This is a genomic window from Thalassospira sp. GB04J01 (genome assembly GCF_000751115.1).
Taxonomy (GTDB): Bacteria; Pseudomonadota; Alphaproteobacteria; order Rhodospirillales; family Thalassospiraceae; genus Thalassospira; species Thalassospira lucentensis.
In genome coordinates this window covers 100,609-118,637 of record NZ_CCDX020000009.1, presented here as the reverse complement: position 1 = coordinate 118,637, position 18,029 = coordinate 100,609, and the positions used below count along the sequence as shown (strand labels likewise).

Below are 18,029 nucleotides of genomic sequence, written 5' to 3'. Positions count from 1 at the left end.
ATACCATCGCAAAAACATCTGCAGTCATGCCATCATTACCCCACCTCCTGATCGAGGAAGGCGTTCGCGCCGCCCTTAAGGAGGATCTTGGGCGTGCGGGTGACCTGACCACAGATGCAACAATTGGTCCGGATCTCAGTGCAAAAGTATCTTTGGTCTCCCGTGAAGCCGGACGCTTGTGTGGCGTGGATTTCGCGCGTAGTTCATTTGCAATGGCTGGTGCGGGGCTGGAGTTTGAGGTCTTCAAGAAGGATGGTGACTTTCTGACCCCGGGTGATGAAATCGCCCGGGTTACCGGCAATGCGCGGGCCATCCTGTCATCGGAACGTGTCGCGCTAAACTACCTGTGCCATCTGTCAGGCATCGCAACGACAACCGCAAAGTTCGCCGATCTAATTGCTCATACAAAAGCACGAATCTGCTGCACGCGGAAAACCACACCGGGCCTGCGCGCATTTGAAAAATATGCGGTGCGCTGTGGGGGCGGCGCCAACCATCGCTTTGGTCTCGATGATGCCGTCCTGATCAAGGACAATCACATTGCCGTTTGCGGATCTATCACCAAGGCAATTGAAGCTGCCCGCAATTATGTCGGCCATCTTGTCGTGATCGAGGTCGAAGTCGACACGTTGACACAACTTGAAGAAGCCCTTGCAGCGGGCGCATCAACGGTGCTGGTTGATAATTTCGGCATCAACGGTCTGAAAGATGCCGTTGCCCTTAATGCCGGCCGTGCGCGGATCGAAGCATCCGGTGGCATCAATATCGACACCATCAAGGACGTTGCTGAAACCGGGGTTGATTATATCTCAAGCTCGAAAATCACCATATCGGCACCGACCCTTGATATCGGCCTCGACGTAACACTGGGATAAGAAAATGAACCAATTTCAACCAGGCGATATTATCGAAGTCAAACTTCCAAACGGGTTTGGGTATCTTCAAGTCACCCATAACCATCCCGCCTATCCAGAAGTCGTTCGTGCTCTGCCCGGGCGGCACAACAAACGCCCGGATGATATCGCGCAGCTTGCGGCGGGAATAACGGCCTTCACCTGCATGTTGCCGCTGTTCTCTGTCATTGAAAAAGGCACGCTAGCGGGGGAAAAAATCGGCAGCACGAAAATCCCCAGTACCGACAGCACCTTTCCGACATTTAGAACTCCTATCCGGGACAAACAAGGCAATGTTGTTTACTGGTGGTTCTGGGATGGGGAAGGTTTGCGGTATGATGCGGAACCGGATGCCTCGAGCGATGGAATGCCGATGCGCGAAATCACAACGGCAGACACATTGATCGAAAAGCTCTCAGCAGCCTGATTGAAGATCTTAGGTTGGAATGCGGGTCGGGGGGACTTTACGTCCTTCCTCACCCGCTTTTCTCTCATCTTCCTCAAGGTTTTCGAGGATGGTCAGCATCCCTTTGCGGAGGATCTCCAACTCATTAGGGCTGAGCCCGGCCAATGCAACTTCGTTGACCTCGATTGCAAGCGGCTCAAGCTCAATACGCAATTCCTTGCCACGTTTGGTCAAAAAGACATGCTGTTTGCGGCGGTTACCTGCAAGGGTACGCTTTTCGAGGAAACCAAGGCTTTCCAAGCGCTGAAGAGCGGTGTGGGTGGTTGGCTCGGTCAAGCCGGCTTCTTCGGCCAGCTCTCGTTGGGTCAGACCTTCCTGATCCCAGAGGATACGCAAAAAGATCCACTGTCCGAATGTGACATGATGCGATGACAGCCGAATTTGCAGGGACCGGTTAAAACCGCGCGTTGCAAGTCGGATAATGTGCGCAAAACGCTCTCGCGAGTTGGGAACTTTATTTTCTTTATCCGCCATCGATCGAAAGATGCCCTTAAAAGCCAATTGAAAATGTTTTCGGATTGACTGATACAGTCGTCCCAGACCGAAGTCAAACGTGCTTGACAGGATGACTGCCAAGCACGCTCAAACGGCAAACATCTTATTGACCTTCGTCAGCTTCTGCCGTTTCTTCGGCAGTGCGCGTCATGCCAGCAGACATTGCCTTTGTGTAACCGGGGGTTATGCGCGCATCAATGACAACAGGCTGACCGGCCTTGACCGCTGCCAGCCCTTCTTTGATCACGTATTTCAGTTCCGCTGCGGTGCTGACCGGACCAAATGCAGTGACCCCCTGTGCGCGTGCCATTGCTGCCAGATCAATATCCGGCCCGCCAATATGCTGCCCGATCCATTTGTTTTCGACCGGCCGATCACGGCTGATTGCGACCTTTTCCTGATGGATTTCATCATTATAGAAGGATCGATTGTTGGCAATGATCGCAAGGAACGGAATGCCATAGCGTGCCGCAGTCCAGAAGGCCGAAACACCCATCAAAAAATCGCCATCGCCCAATACAGCAACCGGCAGTCGGTCGGTGTCACGCAGCGCAAGTGCAGCCCCCACCAGCATGCCCGGACCAGACGCAATGCCAGCACCGCCGTCATAGCCAAGATAATCAAGCGGGTGACGGAAATGCCACGAATCGCCGCCCCAGCTGAGGGGCAGGCGAACCAGCGACACCACATCATCTGACAGGGCCTCACCCATCGCAGCAGCAAGACTATCGACATCCAATGGCGCACTCTCATCGGACACTGTGCCAATGCATTTTGCGGGCAGGTTTTCCGGGGGGGACCCAGCCTCTATGCCAGTTTCCTCGCAAAGCGCTTTGATCACAACATCGGGTTCTGATGCGATATGCAAGTCGGCCCGCACAGCGGCCTGATGGTCCATACTCCAACCGTTATGAAGCTGATGGTCCACAGACACCTGAACAAGCTTCGCTGCTTCGGCCACTGGTCCTGCCTGTTTGAGCGTTCCGGCAACATCGACCCAGTCAAAACTGACAATAAGGTCTGCCTCATTCAAAACCTTCGCGCCATCTGGTGACATAAAGAAACCCGGCGCGCCAGTATGCAGCGCATGGTCCGTCGGGAAGGCTGCGCCAAGTTTAATATCGGTCAAAACGCGTGCATTAAATTCTTCGGCCAGTGCCACACGGCGCGCCCAGTCTTCAGCAGAACGTGACACCCGCCCCATCAGGAATACGGGCGATTTTGAGGTTTGCAGCAATGTGTGCAGTTCGACCAAGGTTTCGCGTGAAGGGACAGTCGGGGCAGGCAGTGCAAAGCGACTGACATCTGGCAACTTGACCGGGTCGGTGACTTCTTCTTCCTGAACCGAGACATCAAAACAAACATAAACTGGCGCCATCGGTGCGGTTTTTGCAATTGTCGCACCACGGATCATGGCTTCAAGCGAGGCAGGAAGGGAGGCGGGCTGATCATCCCATTTAACATACGGGCGCACCAAGGCCGCCTGATCCCGAGATGTATGGATCCAGTCAATCCATGGTCGACGCTCAGCTGCGTCAACCGGACCGGTTGCGCCAAACACCAACACGGGGACGCGATCACACCAGGCGTTATAGATCGACATTGTTGCATGCATCAAGCCGACATTGGCATGGACAATTGCGGCCATCGGACGTCCGGTGACTTTCGCCCATCCGTGCGCAATCGCGACAGTGTGTTCTTCATGCAGACAAAGAAGCATTCTGGGGTCTTTATTGCCCAGATGGTTTACCAGACTGTCATGTAAACCACGGAAACTGGATCCGGGATTAAGAGCGACAAATTCAACATCAAGGGCACGTAATATCTCAGCAATAAGGTCACTGCCCCACAGCCCTTCTGATCCTGACGCAACAGGATTCTCGACCTTTTCCATTTTTCCTCCCGGACTTTTCCGTCTTTTATCAAAGCAAATTAGAAGTTTTCTTTTTAAATACTTCGATATCTAACATTATGTCAAACGGGATTTCTACATACACTTGGGCTACTATTGAACAACGGTCATCTTTTTTGCTGACTTAGGGTGACCCTTAAAGCCCTACACATGTGCCCGAGGTCACATCAGGTGGAAGATAGATAAGTTTTGAATTGCCAATAACTCGACAATCTATCAGTAATTTTTAGAAGTCTAACAGAGGTGGTGGGCCCGGCGAGACTCGAACTCGCAACCAGACCGTTATGAGCGGTCGGCTCTAACCAATTGAGCTACAGGCCCCGATTGAGTAAGAGTTTGCGGATCCTCAATACGCCGCCGTAAACTAGATATATTCGGCCCAAGGTCAAGCGCAAACTCAGTTCACGCTCATGGACATTAACAGCGACATCGCTGGGGCAATTTGTCTCAGACACTTTAATTTCAGCCTAATGAGCATTTTCAGCTTCGAGATATTCTTTGACGTGGAAAATACCCTCAACGCCTCTTTGCACCATCACCTCCAAGGCACTCAGACCACCGAAGGTTTGGTTCGGCTTCTTCACCCACTGATAGCCTCGCCGTTTGTCGACAAAAAGCACCCTCAGCTGTTTATGAATGCCTAACAACAAATGCGCCCGAACCAACATGTCGTCACTAGGGCTTTGCTGCTCGTTCCTAAACGCTATCCCGTTGTCACCAAGAAGAACCTGCACTTCGGCATCCGAGAGCTCCCAGTTCTTCAACAATCTGAATGCCGCGCGGCACAATGCTTGAGATTCCTTCTGAGTAAGTACGTTCTCCACCTGCTTTTTAGACATTCTCACCTCCAGTCGGGAGCACACTCCAGAACTAGAATTCACCAATATCACTGAATAGCCCCTGAAATTGAAGAAACCCGGTTTGATCAGATTTGTCGTCTTTCGAATTCGACGGGTAACACCATTCCGTTGGCACTATGTTTGCTCTTCGGGATGTAGAATATTTTTATGTAATCGAAGACAACCTGACGTGCCTCATCCCGTGATTTATAGACCCTGCGGAGAATGCGCTGACGCATCACTTTGAAACACCCCTTTCATTTAGCAAACGCATCAACCGGTTTCTGAAACGCGACAATTCATAGATCCACTGCTTCCGCACCACCTCGACGACTTTCAGTCTTTGATCTGGGCAGTTAACAAAGTAACTCTCAGCCGCGGCAATCAACTTTTCCGCAGTGACCGGAAGCTTTGACCGCAAAATCGATCCAGCAACTTCAAAGACATTTGCTTCAATCTGACTGGTTGCACTCTCGCGTTCGCCACGGGCAACGGCAACGCATTTTTTCAACAAATCATCTTCAAAATCTCTTGCAGGCATTGGCACACCATTATCCAGAGAAGCTTCGCACCAGACAGAGAAAGGGCTGAATGCCAAATCAACCCATCAGAACTGCCCGTGAGAGCAAAGCTAATCATCGACGGCTCGCTATACAGCGCTCCAAGGTCATTACATTCACAACTTTTCAAGTAGAGCTTTCAGCTTTGCCGCGCCTCTTGAGTAAAGCAGCTCCAGGCTCTCAAGCCCCTCTGTTTCTTCAAATGCCGGCGGCAAGAATCTTTCCATCTGCTCACGATGTAAACCCTGAGCTTTGATCTGATCAATCACGCGCTCGAGGTCACCAAGACACGCGGTGAAGAGCACGACTTGCTCCAAGGCATCTTTCATTAACTCCGCAGAAAATGCACCCTCAGAAAGATCAACAAGCCCCGAAGCAAGCTCGTCATTCAGTGCAACGCTTGGAAGAGTTTTACCAAGGTTCTCTTTGTACGAACCAACTTCAAGCGCTTTTCCCCTCTCATCATAAAGCACGGAGACCTTGATGCCTGGTGCCTTCGCGGAAGGTCTAACGCTAAACCACCCACCTGACTGATCAAAGTAGCATTGCCCAAAAACGAATGGTTCGATCTTGGGGCTCTCAAACAACACCTCGGGCCCAGCCCTAGAAATCTCGTCTCGGAATACTTTGATGTTTTCAAGCGGATTGACAAGGGTAAGGCGAACTTCATCCGGAGCACCAAAACCAATTACTGAGGCAAACAATGAAGTGCGACCAGACAATCCAAGACTGCGATCTTGCATAAAGTCCGCTGAAAGCGCGCTTACAACAGTTTTTATATCTGCTGGTTTGTGTCCGTGAATAATAGCGTTCTTAGGCTCATGTTTAGACCGCTTTGCAATCAGCTTCTTGCATTCAACCTCAAGCCATGAGCCATGAGATGATGCCAGTGCCTCGATGGACTTGAGCTCATCTACCGTCGGCTCAGCAAGGATATCATTGAACCTCCATCCCCGCTCATAGGCGTTAAGCATTTCTTGTTCACTCAAGCGCCTTTGCTTGTCTCCCTGCCAGAGCAGTGCACGCAAGAAGGTCCACCTGCTTCGGTCAACCATTGAACAAACCTGTTCTGCGATGCCACTCAGGGACAGGTTTAGGCTGCAAAAATTGTCTTTCATCGCTGAAAAGTTTTTGAAGAACTTCTGGATCAACCCCGAACTTGAGAAACCCACGTTCCTTTTGGGAGTACATCAACAATTCAATTTCTCCCTTTTTGATCATCTTCAACATTCTCACATATGACAGCCCCTGCTTGTTGTACTTCTGCACAGCTGCCACTAACTGCACCGGAAGAATTGAGCACTTTTTGGCAGTCTCTTCCAATTCATGCAGGAACCCGGCAACAACTTCTTCATCAAAGCGCCAGCAATGGTTGCCATCCAGATCTGGAGAATGGAACGGCCTCAAGAAGCCCGCATCGACCAATGTCTTCAGAGTATGCAAGGAGATCGACAACATGTTGGCTGCAGCACCGATACTTATCAATCTCGACTTCAAGTCCAGATAAGCATCGATACTTTCGTGAGTAAGAAGTCGATTTACCGTGCCCCCTCGACGGAACGTGACGGTTTTCAGATGCCCCTCTTTGATCAACCTATCGAAGTGCTCCCGGCTGACCCGAAGCCATTCGCGCGCGTCAGCAGCACAAACAAGCCATTTGTGTCTCCCAGATCTAGGGGTAATAGTTTTCGGCGACACCACTGGTGCCTCGCCAGCCACCGAGTGCAGATAAGCCTCGAAACCTGCAAAAACGACCGGGATACGGTCCTGATGATCTAGACTAAACTGATACAACTTTTCCAGACTGTATCCAACGCAAGACAGTGCTGAATAGTCCTCAGCGGGAAAGAACAACTTCCCTATGTGAGAGATGAAACCGTTCGGCCAATTGGCGAGCGCATCGGCAGATACTGCCACGTGGCTCACTATCTTATCCACACTCAACTGATGGTAACATCTTCCATCCAGATTAGCGTAACTGAGAAGTGAAGAGCCAAGTATTGCGACTGTCTCTATGATTTCTCGAAAGGAAGCACTCTTTAGTTGGTTCGAAAAACCGTACTGCTCCAAATCAAAATCAGTCCCCACATACTTGTTGGACAAAAGCCTTAGCAAGCCAATATGCGCATTGGATAGGGCAGAATCTGCATTCTCGTTGGGCATTGAACACCTGCAAAAGTCGACAGTTGTTCGATAAAAACGGGAATTCTCACCACAATCTGAACACACCTCTCGTAATCTGCAAAGATGCTTGGGGCAATGCGTCACCAACCTCAGATCCCAAAAACTCGAAAGATATCCATTTTCCCGAGCACATTGAGAGCAAATTGCTTTCGTTGGCCACTCAAGGAAATATCTAGAGATCACCTCGCCATTTGGTATTCCGACCTTTGAGTGGTTTCCCTCGAGGGCGTTCAAAGGAGCCAAAAGGCTAAGTTTTCCGGTACCTTGCCCCAAGATTTCGGCAAGTTTCGGCAGAGCGTTGTTCCACTTTGACGCTTTGATCCTTGAGTAATCGAGACCAGCGAGCTTCAGAATCCACGACGAACGTTCATAGAAATTGATATGAGAAACTCGTATCAGATATCCAATCAAGCTCTCGTCTCGAATAGGCGGCGCAGTAATTGGTACGACTTCAGAAAGGTACATCAGATACCCCTTTCCGTTGCCCCGTTTTCATCTTACCTACCGCTTTGCTCTGCCCCGGTTGCGATGGCCGAATAGCCTTGGTATCGAGTTCAGCAGACGCTTCCTTTAGCTCCGAAAGAGCAGCCAGAAGATGTTGTTCAGTGAGTGCCTGACACCGCGCTAACAACGCGATTTCAACAGCTCGATAGATAACCTTTGTGATGTAACCAATTAGCCCTTTGCACGACCGAGCAAGCCTCAACATGACTTCACTGCTTTTAAGAACTGACTTTGACGGATCAGGCAACGGCAGTTCGTTGTTCAAGAAATGGAACAACATTAGGAGCTCTTTCGCACCATCCTTCGTCGAAGGATCAAATGGGTGCAGCTCAATTCGCCCGCGCCGGCGCGTTTCAAGTTGAGGGTTCACCATAAAGATGTCGTTGACCTCCGGAAGTCCAACAAACAACACTGGCCTACGTAAAATTTCGAGCTGCGTCTTCAACCAATCGGCCGTATCGTAGCGACGAGCTTGACTACCTTTGTTGGTCAAATGCTGAAATTCGTCGAAGATCAGCATGCTAACACTGGCGTGATCTGCAAACCGTGCGATCCGTCGCTCCATAGACTCTCGCGTGCCCATACTCGCGCACGGATCCCCTAATGCATGAAGGATACGGGACGCCAGGTTTTTGATCGTGCAACTTTGCGGAATGATAATGGACAGAACTCGACTACAATCGTGTTCACTATTTGCGACTGTGCAAAAGTTCTCAATGATAGACGATTTTCCAGCTCCGGTTTCTCCGACCAACGTCATTATACCTGGCGCATATGCCCGAGCACCTGATCGGTGAAAGTTTGTTATCCGAGCAGTTGCCTGTTGGAACTGGTTATGATGAATCCTCTGATTTTGAAAAGCTGCCAAACCATCCGCTTGAGCATCGGTCAGGATCATTTCTTTATGCATTATCGCCTCCCGTTCCTCTGGACGGAGACGTTGATTTCCAGTGAGCTTTTTCGATCTCTGCTGCAATCTCATCAGATGAAAAATCAAATTCCTGAACTGGAATATCTTCTCTTTGCTTATCCTCTGATGCATTCTCGAAATTAGTCACCACCTCAGCTATGACTTCTTCTCGAACATATCTGTGAGCCTTGTTTCGCTGCACCTTCCGCTTACTAGTCTTAAGTTGCTGCGCGAGCTCGAAGGTTGTCACACGAGCATTGAGGAGCTTTTCCTCAGAGTGCTTGCGTGCACCGTCCGTCTCCTTGGAAACAACCCTGCTGATCAACTTGTGACGCCAAACCGACAAACCGTCAGCATATGAGGCATATACGCAACTTGCAGGTAAGAAAATTCTGTTCCGCGCATCCTCCACATAAACCATGAGCAGGTTTTCTGGATCATATTTAACGCGAACTTTTGGGTTGCGCCCCAAGTTCATTCTTCCGGTCATCAGCTGACGGTAAAGCAGTTTGATAGCTTCTGATTGGAATTGCAGATTGAACAACCGCACGCCGATACGCGACAACGTACATGTTTCAACGCACGAAGTCAGAACACTTAAATCTTCGAGGTTACTTAGGAGGCGGACGGGATGCTTTTCCGTACCTTTTGTCCACCTGTTAATAGGACAGTCCCTGATCCCTTCGTGATAGGTGTTTGGATACTCATCGACCACAAACTTTGTCACAAGCAACATCAAATCTTGAATGGTAAGCTTGGCGTTCTTTTCGGACTCATAATCGCCACGCTCTTTAGTGTTGGAAAACGTCGTCCCGTCAAGCGTATGGATCAGTTTTGAATTGAGCGTTTCAAAAAACCGCTCGACCTTCCCCTTATAGCGTGGCTTTCGTTTCGGGTTGTATTCAATAGAAATTCCAAGCTGACTTAAGGCATCAAGCAAATTCTGTGAGTGGAACTCCAAACCATTGTCGACAACCAAAACAACGATCATGCCCAAACAAGGCCACTCATGTTCGATGTCAGCTTCTATTTCATTGCCGCTTTGGGCATTGAATTCATCAACAACGCTTTTTATGAACTTGTCCTTAGGACTTATCGCATTTCTCAAGCACCTCATGATTGAGCGATAGGAGGGTGGTTCAGGGCTTATATCAAACCCGACCACCATGCGGCTGTAGCTGTCTAAGGCTAGCGTCACCCAGACGCGCCCCATCACATCACCGTTTGGGTAGACAACCAATAAGTCTACCAAGTGGTGATCTATCTCGACCCTCTCCAAGGCATAACTCGTAATAACTCCCGAACCGACAGGACCAAACTTTTGCTCTGCCACCTGCTGGCCATGATGGGCTACAAGCACCTCATAGGGGTCCAGTTTGCTGAGGTACCTATAAATTGTCCGACGGCTGGGAGCTTTTAACTTCATGCCAACCGACGCAGTCTGATTTTCCCTTTTTATTCGTCGACAGATAGCCCGATAAATCTCCGTTCCGGTACTGTATTCCGGCTTCAAATACCGTTCATGCACAATTTCCCAAACGATACTTTCAAGTCGGTTGTCAAAACGCATCTTGTCCGGGCCCTTGAAGCAATTTCTAGGCAACAAGGCACGAATATCCTTCCCGCCGGAAATCCAGGATTTGTACCAGCGCATTAGGGTCCGTTTGGAGGGAATGTTTTCACAACCGTCTTGATCGCAACGCCGAACTACACAGCTAACTGCCTGATTAAGATTGCTTGCACCTGACGCCCCATCCACCTGCCTGACAAATGCGAGTCTGGCTCGAGCTTCTGTTCGCTCCTGATCACTAAAAGAGTCAAATGAGACCAACTGATGCTGAGCATAATTGGTAAAGTCGCTCAAAATCTCCGCTTCACCGTCAAATACTGCCTGTGCAATCTCTTTAGACGGTATCAGCAGCGGCTCGCCCGTATCCAGACTACTGAGATGAACGTCTTGGTTTTCGGTCAAAGTCACGACCTTATACTGCGCACCTTGAAACGCTAGGCGAGAGCCTTCAGGAAGATGAATTCTTGTCATTTCCTTCCTCCCTCGTCCACGAGTTCGACAGAGGACATCCTCCCGATCTTTTCATCCAGATTGAGCTTAAGTTGTCCCGTTGCGACCAGTGTCAAAGCGTCATCAAGGGTCGCCTCTTCACCCATGATTTCCACCACATCCTGAATCAGGAAACTTCCTGCGCTCTCGGAATAGGACCTGAACCTACTCGCATCGAACTCTGGGGAAGCACTCAAGCGGTGAGGACTAAGGGACCTGACGTTCGAACTTCTTGGTTCCCGCCGAATGTCATCTTCCGTCCAAATCTCGAACTGATAGCCTTTTTCGGCTAATACCGTTTCGATAACCGGAAACCGTTTCAAATTCTCCGGCTTCCCAAGATCGCGCTTGGGCTTGACCTGAATCACTGTCCGACCGAAGTCACCAGTGATCAAGATGTCCGGAAAATACACTCTCTCCCGACCATCAAACTGGTAGTTCAATTTGAATGGCTGCACCGCAATATCATCAACTTCGGGAATGAGATCGAGAATGATGAGGGCATCTCTCTCAAGCTGAGATTCCCAGGGAAGTAGACGTTTGACCTTACGGCTGTAGTAAAGACCGTGCACTCGCCCTTTGCTGCGGCTTACAACTTGGCGTACCGGTTTCATAATAAGTTTCTCCTTCGCATGATGCAGGCAAAGCTCACCCGTGGCGTGCTGACACGCAGTGCTTGCCTTGGATTTGGCAACGTGCTAAAGGAGGAGGTGCAAACTAGCTCGCTTTAGCGACGTAATTGACCGGTTCAGTTCTCTGGATCGGTTTTTTGCGTTTTGGGGCCTCCCTTTACGGATTTATTTCGAGCTTCATAATCCTGCCACAGGCATTTTTGTCAACTTGCCCTCAAAGCAGAAAACATACCAATGGTTGCATAGTATTTTTTGTAAATACTGCCGATTCTGCATTACCCATCCACGTCGATTCTGTATTTTCCAAATCCGTTTTACAGAATTCTCCTTAGTACAGACTCATTTTTTTGTATTAAAATTAGGATTATATCAGTTCTCTGGAAGTCCTCTAACAATGGTACGCCCTTCAACAAACAACTGACAATTTTATGTATTTCCGAAATACAAATCCAAATTCTGTATCCATTTTCATAACAAATAATTCAACCTTAAATTTAATTTCGATTTGAAATGAAGTGGTCAAAGTAGCCTGTTGCAGGCTAAGCCAGCCTGGAAAAAACCTGATGCCGATTGAGTAACTTATAAGACTCGGGGCTGTTTTCTTAATTTATGCTCGGGCTGGGGCAACATATGGCCGACCAGGTCAAACTCCAGGCGCGAATTCCTGGTCGGCGTGAACAACAAACCAGCTAATTGCTGTTTCGATGATGCTCTAGACATAGGTAAGAAGAAGCTGCCGCCGTAGTGCGAAATCGTTGTCAACTTCTTGGCACAAATGACAGCTTTTGTGGCACGAATGACAACTTTTGTGGCACGTGACATGGTGAGATTACGGCAATCGTTTCGGGAGTGATTTTGTCCGTTAATTGAGGTTTCCGGACAAAAGGTTGTAGTTAAAGCTTTTGGATAATCTCCAGGAATTCTGATTCTGGATATTGGGAAACATGAATGAAATTCGCGCCGTGAGATTCCACGTAGTCATGTATCTCGTCGCTCGCATGTCCCCGATATTGGGGGGGATCACTGGCATTTGCGACGAAGTTATACGCACTTGTCGCGCAAACCAAATCTCGATGAAAGTCTAGGCGTGAGCCGTGATGGGATAAAACCAAAGTGGAAATATTCTGAAGATATCGGTGATAATAATGCATCCACTTGGTTCGATATGCTTCGTTTCTGAAAGGTGCGTCACCAGTAGCTAACCACCCCACAGGGCACGCATCCAGATTAGAATGTGGCCAGTGAGTGAGTAGGAAGGTTTGAAACTTTGGAGTTGCAGGATTGAACGGTGACATTGGTCCAGAATACAGGGACATTGACACATGGTTGTGGGTGCTTCTTGCTCTGCTCGGCTTAAATCGACCATAAGCTCTTTTGAGCCTCATGCGTTGACGGCGATCTTTCAGGCTAGTGGCAAGGTCTTCGGAACGTATGCGCCTCTTTGTCGTTTTGCTGCCAAAAAGAATCGCTCGAACCTCACGCTGAAAGTCTGCCAGTTTGACAGAAGGTTCACTTGAGACGTAGGGAATCAATACCCAGTCAATGGAAGAACTTGGATGTGAAATTCCAAGACAGGAACCTGGTGCGAGATCGGAGAGCTCCGCTTGGGCAGATTTTTGTTTTCGTACTTGTTTCAGCTTGTTTTTATCGACTTTTAAGCTGAAGCCTAGTTCATCTCTCTCCCCAGCGTCACGCGGCGGTTCTTCAGGTGCTCGCATATCATCATCGCTGTTGCCTCTGGCACGAATTACGCGGCCAACTCCACGTTTGCCAAACCAAACATCTGGTTCAAGGCATGCCTCAATGTGATTTAGGTTGGTACCAGTTTCAGCCTCAATACGAAAAATATCAGCGAGGTTTACTTGCTGATCAATATAGGGAATTAAGACGGTATCGACACTTATATGTGTCAGTAATTGATCCAGTCCCTGCACATGATCATTATCCAAGTGCGAGAGGACAAGAAGATCAATTTTTTCGTAATTATTTACATACCAATCTATAGATTGCTGGAGAGCGTCATTCTGTGTTGCTCCGCAATCATACACGATGGTGAACTTTTCCGTTCTTGAACTGCGGATTCTGATTTCAGAAGTATGAAAACCGCCCTGACCAACAGGGTGTTGGCATCGGATAACCTGAGTTGGCAATTGTGCCTCCCACTAAAAATATACAGAAGAAATTACACTCCGGTGTAAGAGGTTTATTTCAACTTTAGGCGCTGGCTGTCACGTAGCGCTTATGTCTGGGATGATCAGAAAGGAATCTCATCATCCAAGTCATCAACAATTGCTTTTTGTCCTGTTGCGGACTGTGGTCCCTCATTTGGAGTTTCGATTGCAGGCAATTGGGGCACTGGATTCTGGGCCCGGAAAGAATCGAGGAAGGGTTGACGGTCATTCAGTCGAACAAGAACGGGATTTTCACAAGACGAAGCTTTGCCAAAAATCACGGCATGACGGGCTTCAAGACTAGGTAATATACCGGCATAATCACGGCCGATATAGTTGGAGAGAAACTCCTTGCCGGTATCGTCAAATGTGCGCATCGCGAAGATTGTGTTGCATTGATTGAGAATGGTTTTGGTTACGTTGGCGGTACGCTGGGTGATGAGCAGACATCCAAGGCCGTATTTTCGTCCCTGCAGAATTGCGCGAGCACTTCGCGCCGTTGCCGCCTTGTCACCCTCAGCTACGACCGAATTCCATTCCGGGACAAGCGAGTGTGCTTCCTCGTAAACCAGACAAAGCCGACCTTGGTCAGCCATTCCCAGTTCCTGGCACACTTCAAGAGCGGCATCCGAAAAAATCGCGGTAATTTCAGTTGGTGTCAGCGTGGCCCAGTTTGCATCGCCCTGATACATGCGGCCAGCTTGCCGAGTAACTTCAAATTGTGCCGGATTGAGAACACGTAAACTCCTTGGGTTTTCCGGCAGAAGGAATTCGCGTAGTTGCTCTGTAACCTTTGCTCGAAATGCGGGATGGCTTCCGCCTTGCTCTTGATTCTGGTGAGCTACGCCGCCGCGCCCTGCGTTCATCAGTTCTTGATGTTGCTGACCTTCGTAGGTCGCATCAATAAATTCCGACAGCAATGTCGCATATTGGTTGGTCAAGTCTAAGCAAATGACCTTGATGCCGTCGGCAATCATGCGCTCGACCAGTTCGATCGATAGATAGCTCTTGCCGATGCCGAGGATACCGAGAATGGCAGTGTTGTGGGTGACGGCTTCGGAGATGTTTACGCCAACGCCAAAATTGGTGTCGGGAAAATGTCCGACCACGTTTGGAGAGATGTTTTGGTCCGTGGTTTCCAGCAGAAAGACCGGCGCATTGATCCGTGGCAGCCATTTTACCGGTATGAATTTGCCGGCATCACTATCCCATCGACCAATCTTGCGGGCCTTGGCACGGGCATAGCCATAAGTGTTTTTCTGCTGAACAATGTCTTCGCGCGTCAAACCGTCAATGATCTGAAAAATGACGCTATGGTTGCCAATTTTTGACTCAACCAGTCGCCCTTCGGCAAGATCAGTGTCTTCGATGACTTCAAACAGAAGGTACTCGAGATTGGCATCGCTTACGACGATGCCGCAAAGTCGTTCAATCTGTGCGATTTCATCGATGTCAGCTAGCGCGTCAGGTGCAGCAGAAACAGCAAGTGCTGTGCCTGAAGTGTGGTTTTTCGTCAGATTTTTCAGGTTGTTTTGGAGGCCTTTGGGCAGTTCTACCGTCAGAGATCTAAGCAAAATTCCTTCGTCACGCCCGACATAGTTCAAGGCAACGCCCAGCATCCAGGGTCCATTATTGTCGGCGATAATCATGGGTGTGCCACGAGAAACTCTGGTGTCTCCGCTTTGACGTATCAGAACGATGTTGGGGGACTGATAGGCTGCAATTTCGCCAACAACATCATTGGTTGTCAGAACGTGCCATTGCTGAGCAGTCCAATCACAAAAATCCAAAACCGACTCAACCGGCCTCAGCACCACGATCACCGCCCAGGCAGTCAGAATGATTGGTGCTTCATAAGGTTGCGAACGGTGGAAAATCCAGACGCAGATCAGAATGACAATCGTGAAGAGGACAACCGGGCTTCCCAAACTGCGCACAGCGTTGTCGAGCATCCGCACCCAGGGGCGGTTTTCTGATCCGCTGGAAGGTCTGAGGAGCAGCACTCCTACAGAGGTGATAAAAATGACAACGCATAGCGCGATAGTCGATGTTAGTAGCGTTGCATCAAGGCTGTCCTGTTCAACGACAAGAGATCCCGCAAATAAAGCTGCTCCTGCCATAAAAGCATTGGTTGCTGCATCGGCAGGTGGTGTGAAGTGCGGATTGAGCAGACGGCTGCCAAATAGCAGACTGGCAAAGCCGCTATAGAGCCAAATGGCATTCTGATTGGGGGTAAAGCCGGTTGAAATAAACAGATGCTGTAAATATGCGAGAAACGCGCCGTATAGAATAAGGCTGAAGACCCGATTTCGTGTTTTGCGCCGAGTTGCTTCTGCCATTCTCTAAATCCCCCAAAACTGTTGAATATTAGACGGCCATAAGAACTTGGGCGTCAAGATTATCCAGAGAGCTTAGGATGATTTCGCGTTTGCATAGGTATCCTGCTCGCAAGAGCAGTAATCAGGTACTTATTGAAGTCCGAGACCTGACCATAGCTCTGTCTGTGTCGATCACAAAAGCTGCTGTGGTGATCATCTCTTGGTGGTCGTACCCTGCGATCTTTGGGCGAACTTCAAAGAAGGATCCAATGCGAACATGGTGTTGGTTTCGGCTCGCAGTGGCTATTTTGGCGTATCAACATGCCATGTAAGCGTCAAACTCATCCATTGTGGTAATGATTTTCGCCACTCGGCCGTCAACCGTTACAATATGCATCTGCATGCCATCGTTTTCGATGCTGGCACAGGCTGCCTCCCTAATTTGCCACAACTCTGCCTCAGCAACACGAACCGCATCCCGCGCTTCATACATCTTTTGCTTGGCGTCCGTGATGATGTCCCAAGAAACCTCCAGGTTTTGGGGGCTGGGTATGTATTCTTCGTTTTCTTCTTGCATGTAAAGCTCCATGTTTGGTTCTTGATATATCGGTAATCATCAGGACAAATTTTATCCCGATATGGTTCCATATCTTGCAAGATCCTTGTTTGCACAAGGGATATCCAGAAAAAATCTAGGATGAATGGGAACGAAGTCCAAAGGCGTGCAATAAAAAGAATGGCGCCCAGCTTGTAGCGGACGCCATTCTCAAGTTTGTCTCGGAGCGTAAGGATGGATCATTTGATCCGGTGAGTCATTATCTACGCATTTCACCAGAGCATATTAGACCCTAATCGAAGGTCCGGCCCAAAGAAGCCCGTTTAATGCCATCACGCAACCTGAGGGATAGGTTCTTCACGTTTTAGATCATCAGGGTCGAGTTTGTTTTCTTGGTCTGTACGTTTGCTGTCAAAAGCATACAAACTCGTGATCTTCTGTCCGTTCCATGAAAACCGATAATGCTCCATCTGTGTCGCCCGATCAGCAACAGCATCCCTCTGTAGCACGACCAACCTTGTGCCTGTTGGTCGTTCCGGCGAGTGGAACAGAACCCCATGAACATTTGCCTCTTCGCTCTTTTCCATATCTCGCAATCGTTGAAGGATACTTGCGCCAATATTGCGACGTTCTGATCTAGCCAGATTGAGTGACAGCATGCGGGCATCCAGAAAGCGCCCGATCACAGGTCTTCCCAGCATCCGCATGTCTAGGCCAATCGGCTTCTCCGACGTGCGTCCAAGAAAAATTTCCCGCTTCTTGACGGAAACTGCAAGGGCAGTCTGCCTGTCGGTGGAAAGTTCCAAGCACCTGATCGATTTATCAAATAGCCAGGTTCCTTCTGGATTTGGATAAGCGAATGGTGCGTGGTTCCAGTTCTGGAGTTTGGGAGACGTCTCGTCGAGTGAATGGCCGCTGAGCGAAATCAGCTTCTCCCGTTCCTTGAGCCTCGGGTTGGTCATGCTTTCGAGCTTTACGAATTGCTCGTCATTGCCGTTGGCAATCCGCCCGTAAATTGGAACGGGCGGAAAACGGGAAGGAATCAGGAGATAACCGGTTTCGTTGATGTCTCGAACGGGGAACTCATCCACCTCGCTGCGCATCTACATACTCTCTTACTTTGTAGATATCGATGACTTGACCACCAAGCATTACTTCAAGCGCAGTGTTGCCATCGAAAAATTCATTCTCGGTTTTAATCCACTTGTCGGCAGCCTGCGGGTCCGGCAGCAGAATTTCGAGCGCTTTATAGATGCTCAGCAAGTGAGATATGCGTTCCGTGGTGTCGTTTGGCAGATTGCCTCCTTCTTTCTTCCACTTGAAAAACGTTGATCTGGCTGGCGAACCCAGAAGTTTGATCTGTTCGTCTGTGGAGAGCTCCCAAGTTTCGGCCAGGCTGGAAAAGGCGTCGATTGCAGACGACCGATCAACACTCCCTGCATCCGTTTCGCGCACAGGGTTAGAGCGTGTCATGCATAGGCTCCTAAAAATAGTTTATATTTGGACTTGCGAATCCATTTAGTCCAGATC

16 protein-coding genes and 1 tRNA gene are annotated in these 18,029 nt (G+C 49.3%); 2 read left to right on the top strand and 15 right to left on the bottom strand.

Translation table 11 applies throughout. The annotated features are described in order from the left end of the window. The first annotated feature begins 26 nt into the window (after positions 1 to 26). Positions 27 to 875: a carboxylating nicotinate-nucleotide diphosphorylase gene (nadC, locus tag AMM48_RS07780; RefSeq protein ID WP_198413514.1), complete on the top strand. Its 849-nt coding sequence runs from the start codon at positions 27 to 29 to the stop codon at positions 873 to 875. A 4-nt stretch (positions 876 to 879) separates the two neighbouring features. Next, positions 880 to 1,320: a hypothetical protein gene (locus tag AMM48_RS07775; protein ID WP_071240260.1), complete on the top strand. Its 441-nt coding sequence runs from the start codon at positions 880 to 882 to the stop codon at positions 1,318 to 1,320. Between the two features lie 9 nt (positions 1,321 to 1,329). Here the strand turns inward: AMM48_RS07775 and AMM48_RS07770 are convergent, their stop codons facing one another. The 15 genes from AMM48_RS07770 to AMM48_RS07700 all read right to left on the bottom strand — a co-directional run bounded on the left by AMM48_RS07770 (position 1,330) and on the right by AMM48_RS07700 (position 17,972). Continuing rightward, positions 1,330 to 1,935, bottom strand: coding sequence for a MarR family transcriptional regulator (locus AMM48_RS07770; RefSeq protein ID WP_198413509.1), 606 nt, complete (start codon positions 1,933 to 1,935; stop codon positions 1,330 to 1,332). Between the two features lie 22 nt (positions 1,936 to 1,957). Next, positions 1,958 to 3,748, bottom strand: coding sequence for a thiamine pyrophosphate-binding protein (locus tag AMM48_RS07765; RefSeq protein ID WP_071240262.1), 1,791 nt, complete (start codon positions 3,746 to 3,748; stop codon positions 1,958 to 1,960). Positions 3,749 to 4,010: 262 nt separating this feature from the next. Further along, positions 4,011 to 4,087, bottom strand: a tRNA-Ile gene (locus AMM48_RS07760). Between the two features lie 146 nt (positions 4,088 to 4,233). Then, positions 4,234 to 4,605 carry an MbcA/ParS/Xre antitoxin family protein gene (locus AMM48_RS07755; RefSeq protein WP_083379364.1) on the bottom strand — a complete coding sequence of 124 codons (372 nt, stop codon included), beginning with the start codon at positions 4,603 to 4,605 and terminating at the stop codon, positions 4,234 to 4,236. Between the two features lie 238 nt (positions 4,606 to 4,843). Further along, positions 4,844 to 5,203: a hypothetical protein gene (locus tag AMM48_RS07750; protein ID WP_146030391.1), complete on the bottom strand. Its 360-nt coding sequence runs from the start codon at positions 5,201 to 5,203 to the stop codon at positions 4,844 to 4,846. 78 nt (positions 5,204 to 5,281) lie between these two features. Continuing rightward, entirely contained in the window at positions 5,282 to 6,193 is a 912-nt protein-coding gene (locus tag AMM48_RS07745) for a hypothetical protein (protein ID WP_139192121.1), read from the bottom strand. Positions 6,194 to 6,212: 19 nt separating this feature from the next. Next, on the bottom strand, positions 6,213 to 7,814 hold the full coding sequence (locus AMM48_RS07740) for a TniQ family protein (RefSeq protein WP_083379365.1): 1,602 nt from the start codon (positions 7,812 to 7,814) through the stop codon (positions 6,213 to 6,215). Next, positions 7,801 to 8,763, bottom strand: a complete 963-nt coding sequence (locus tag AMM48_RS07735) for a TniB family NTP-binding protein (RefSeq protein WP_071240266.1) — start codon at positions 8,761 to 8,763, stop codon at positions 7,801 to 7,803. Before AMM48_RS07735 ends, AMM48_RS07740 begins: the two co-directional genes overlap by 14 nt. Beyond that, a complete protein-coding gene (locus AMM48_RS07730; protein ID WP_071240267.1) occupies positions 8,756 to 10,804 on the bottom strand; it encodes a Mu transposase C-terminal domain-containing protein in 2,049 nt (682 codons plus the stop codon). The genes AMM48_RS07735 and AMM48_RS07730 overlap by 8 nt, the downstream gene beginning before the upstream one ends. Then, positions 10,801 to 11,436 carry a TnsA endonuclease N-terminal domain-containing protein gene (locus tag AMM48_RS07725; RefSeq protein ID WP_102783582.1) on the bottom strand — a complete coding sequence of 212 codons (636 nt, stop codon included), beginning with the start codon at positions 11,434 to 11,436 and terminating at the stop codon, positions 10,801 to 10,803. Before AMM48_RS07725 ends, AMM48_RS07730 begins: the two co-directional genes overlap by 4 nt. A 911-nt stretch (positions 11,437 to 12,347) precedes the next feature. After that, positions 12,348 to 13,604, bottom strand: coding sequence for an MBL fold metallo-hydrolase (locus tag AMM48_RS07720; RefSeq protein WP_139192122.1), 1,257 nt, complete (start codon positions 13,602 to 13,604; stop codon positions 12,348 to 12,350). A 104-nt stretch (positions 13,605 to 13,708) separates the two neighbouring features. Next, the gene (locus tag AMM48_RS07715; protein ID WP_083379367.1) at positions 13,709 to 15,964 is read right to left on the bottom strand and encodes a DUF87 domain-containing protein; all 2,256 of its coding nucleotides are present in this window, start codon (positions 15,962 to 15,964) and stop codon (positions 13,709 to 13,711) included. Positions 15,965 to 16,259: 295 nt separating this feature from the next. After that, positions 16,260 to 16,520 (bottom strand): hypothetical protein, encoded by a 261-nt coding sequence (locus AMM48_RS07710; protein WP_139192123.1) that lies wholly within the window; start codon positions 16,518 to 16,520, stop codon positions 16,260 to 16,262. 311 nt (positions 16,521 to 16,831) lie between these two features. Next, positions 16,832 to 17,602 carry an RES family NAD+ phosphorylase gene (locus AMM48_RS07705; protein WP_071240272.1) on the bottom strand — a complete coding sequence of 257 codons (771 nt, stop codon included), beginning with the start codon at positions 17,600 to 17,602 and terminating at the stop codon, positions 16,832 to 16,834. After that, positions 17,583 to 17,972: an antitoxin Xre/MbcA/ParS toxin-binding domain-containing protein gene (locus tag AMM48_RS07700; protein ID WP_071240273.1), complete on the bottom strand. Its 390-nt coding sequence runs from the start codon at positions 17,970 to 17,972 to the stop codon at positions 17,583 to 17,585. Before AMM48_RS07700 ends, AMM48_RS07705 begins: the two co-directional genes overlap by 20 nt. Positions 17,973 to 18,029 lie beyond the last annotated feature (57 nt).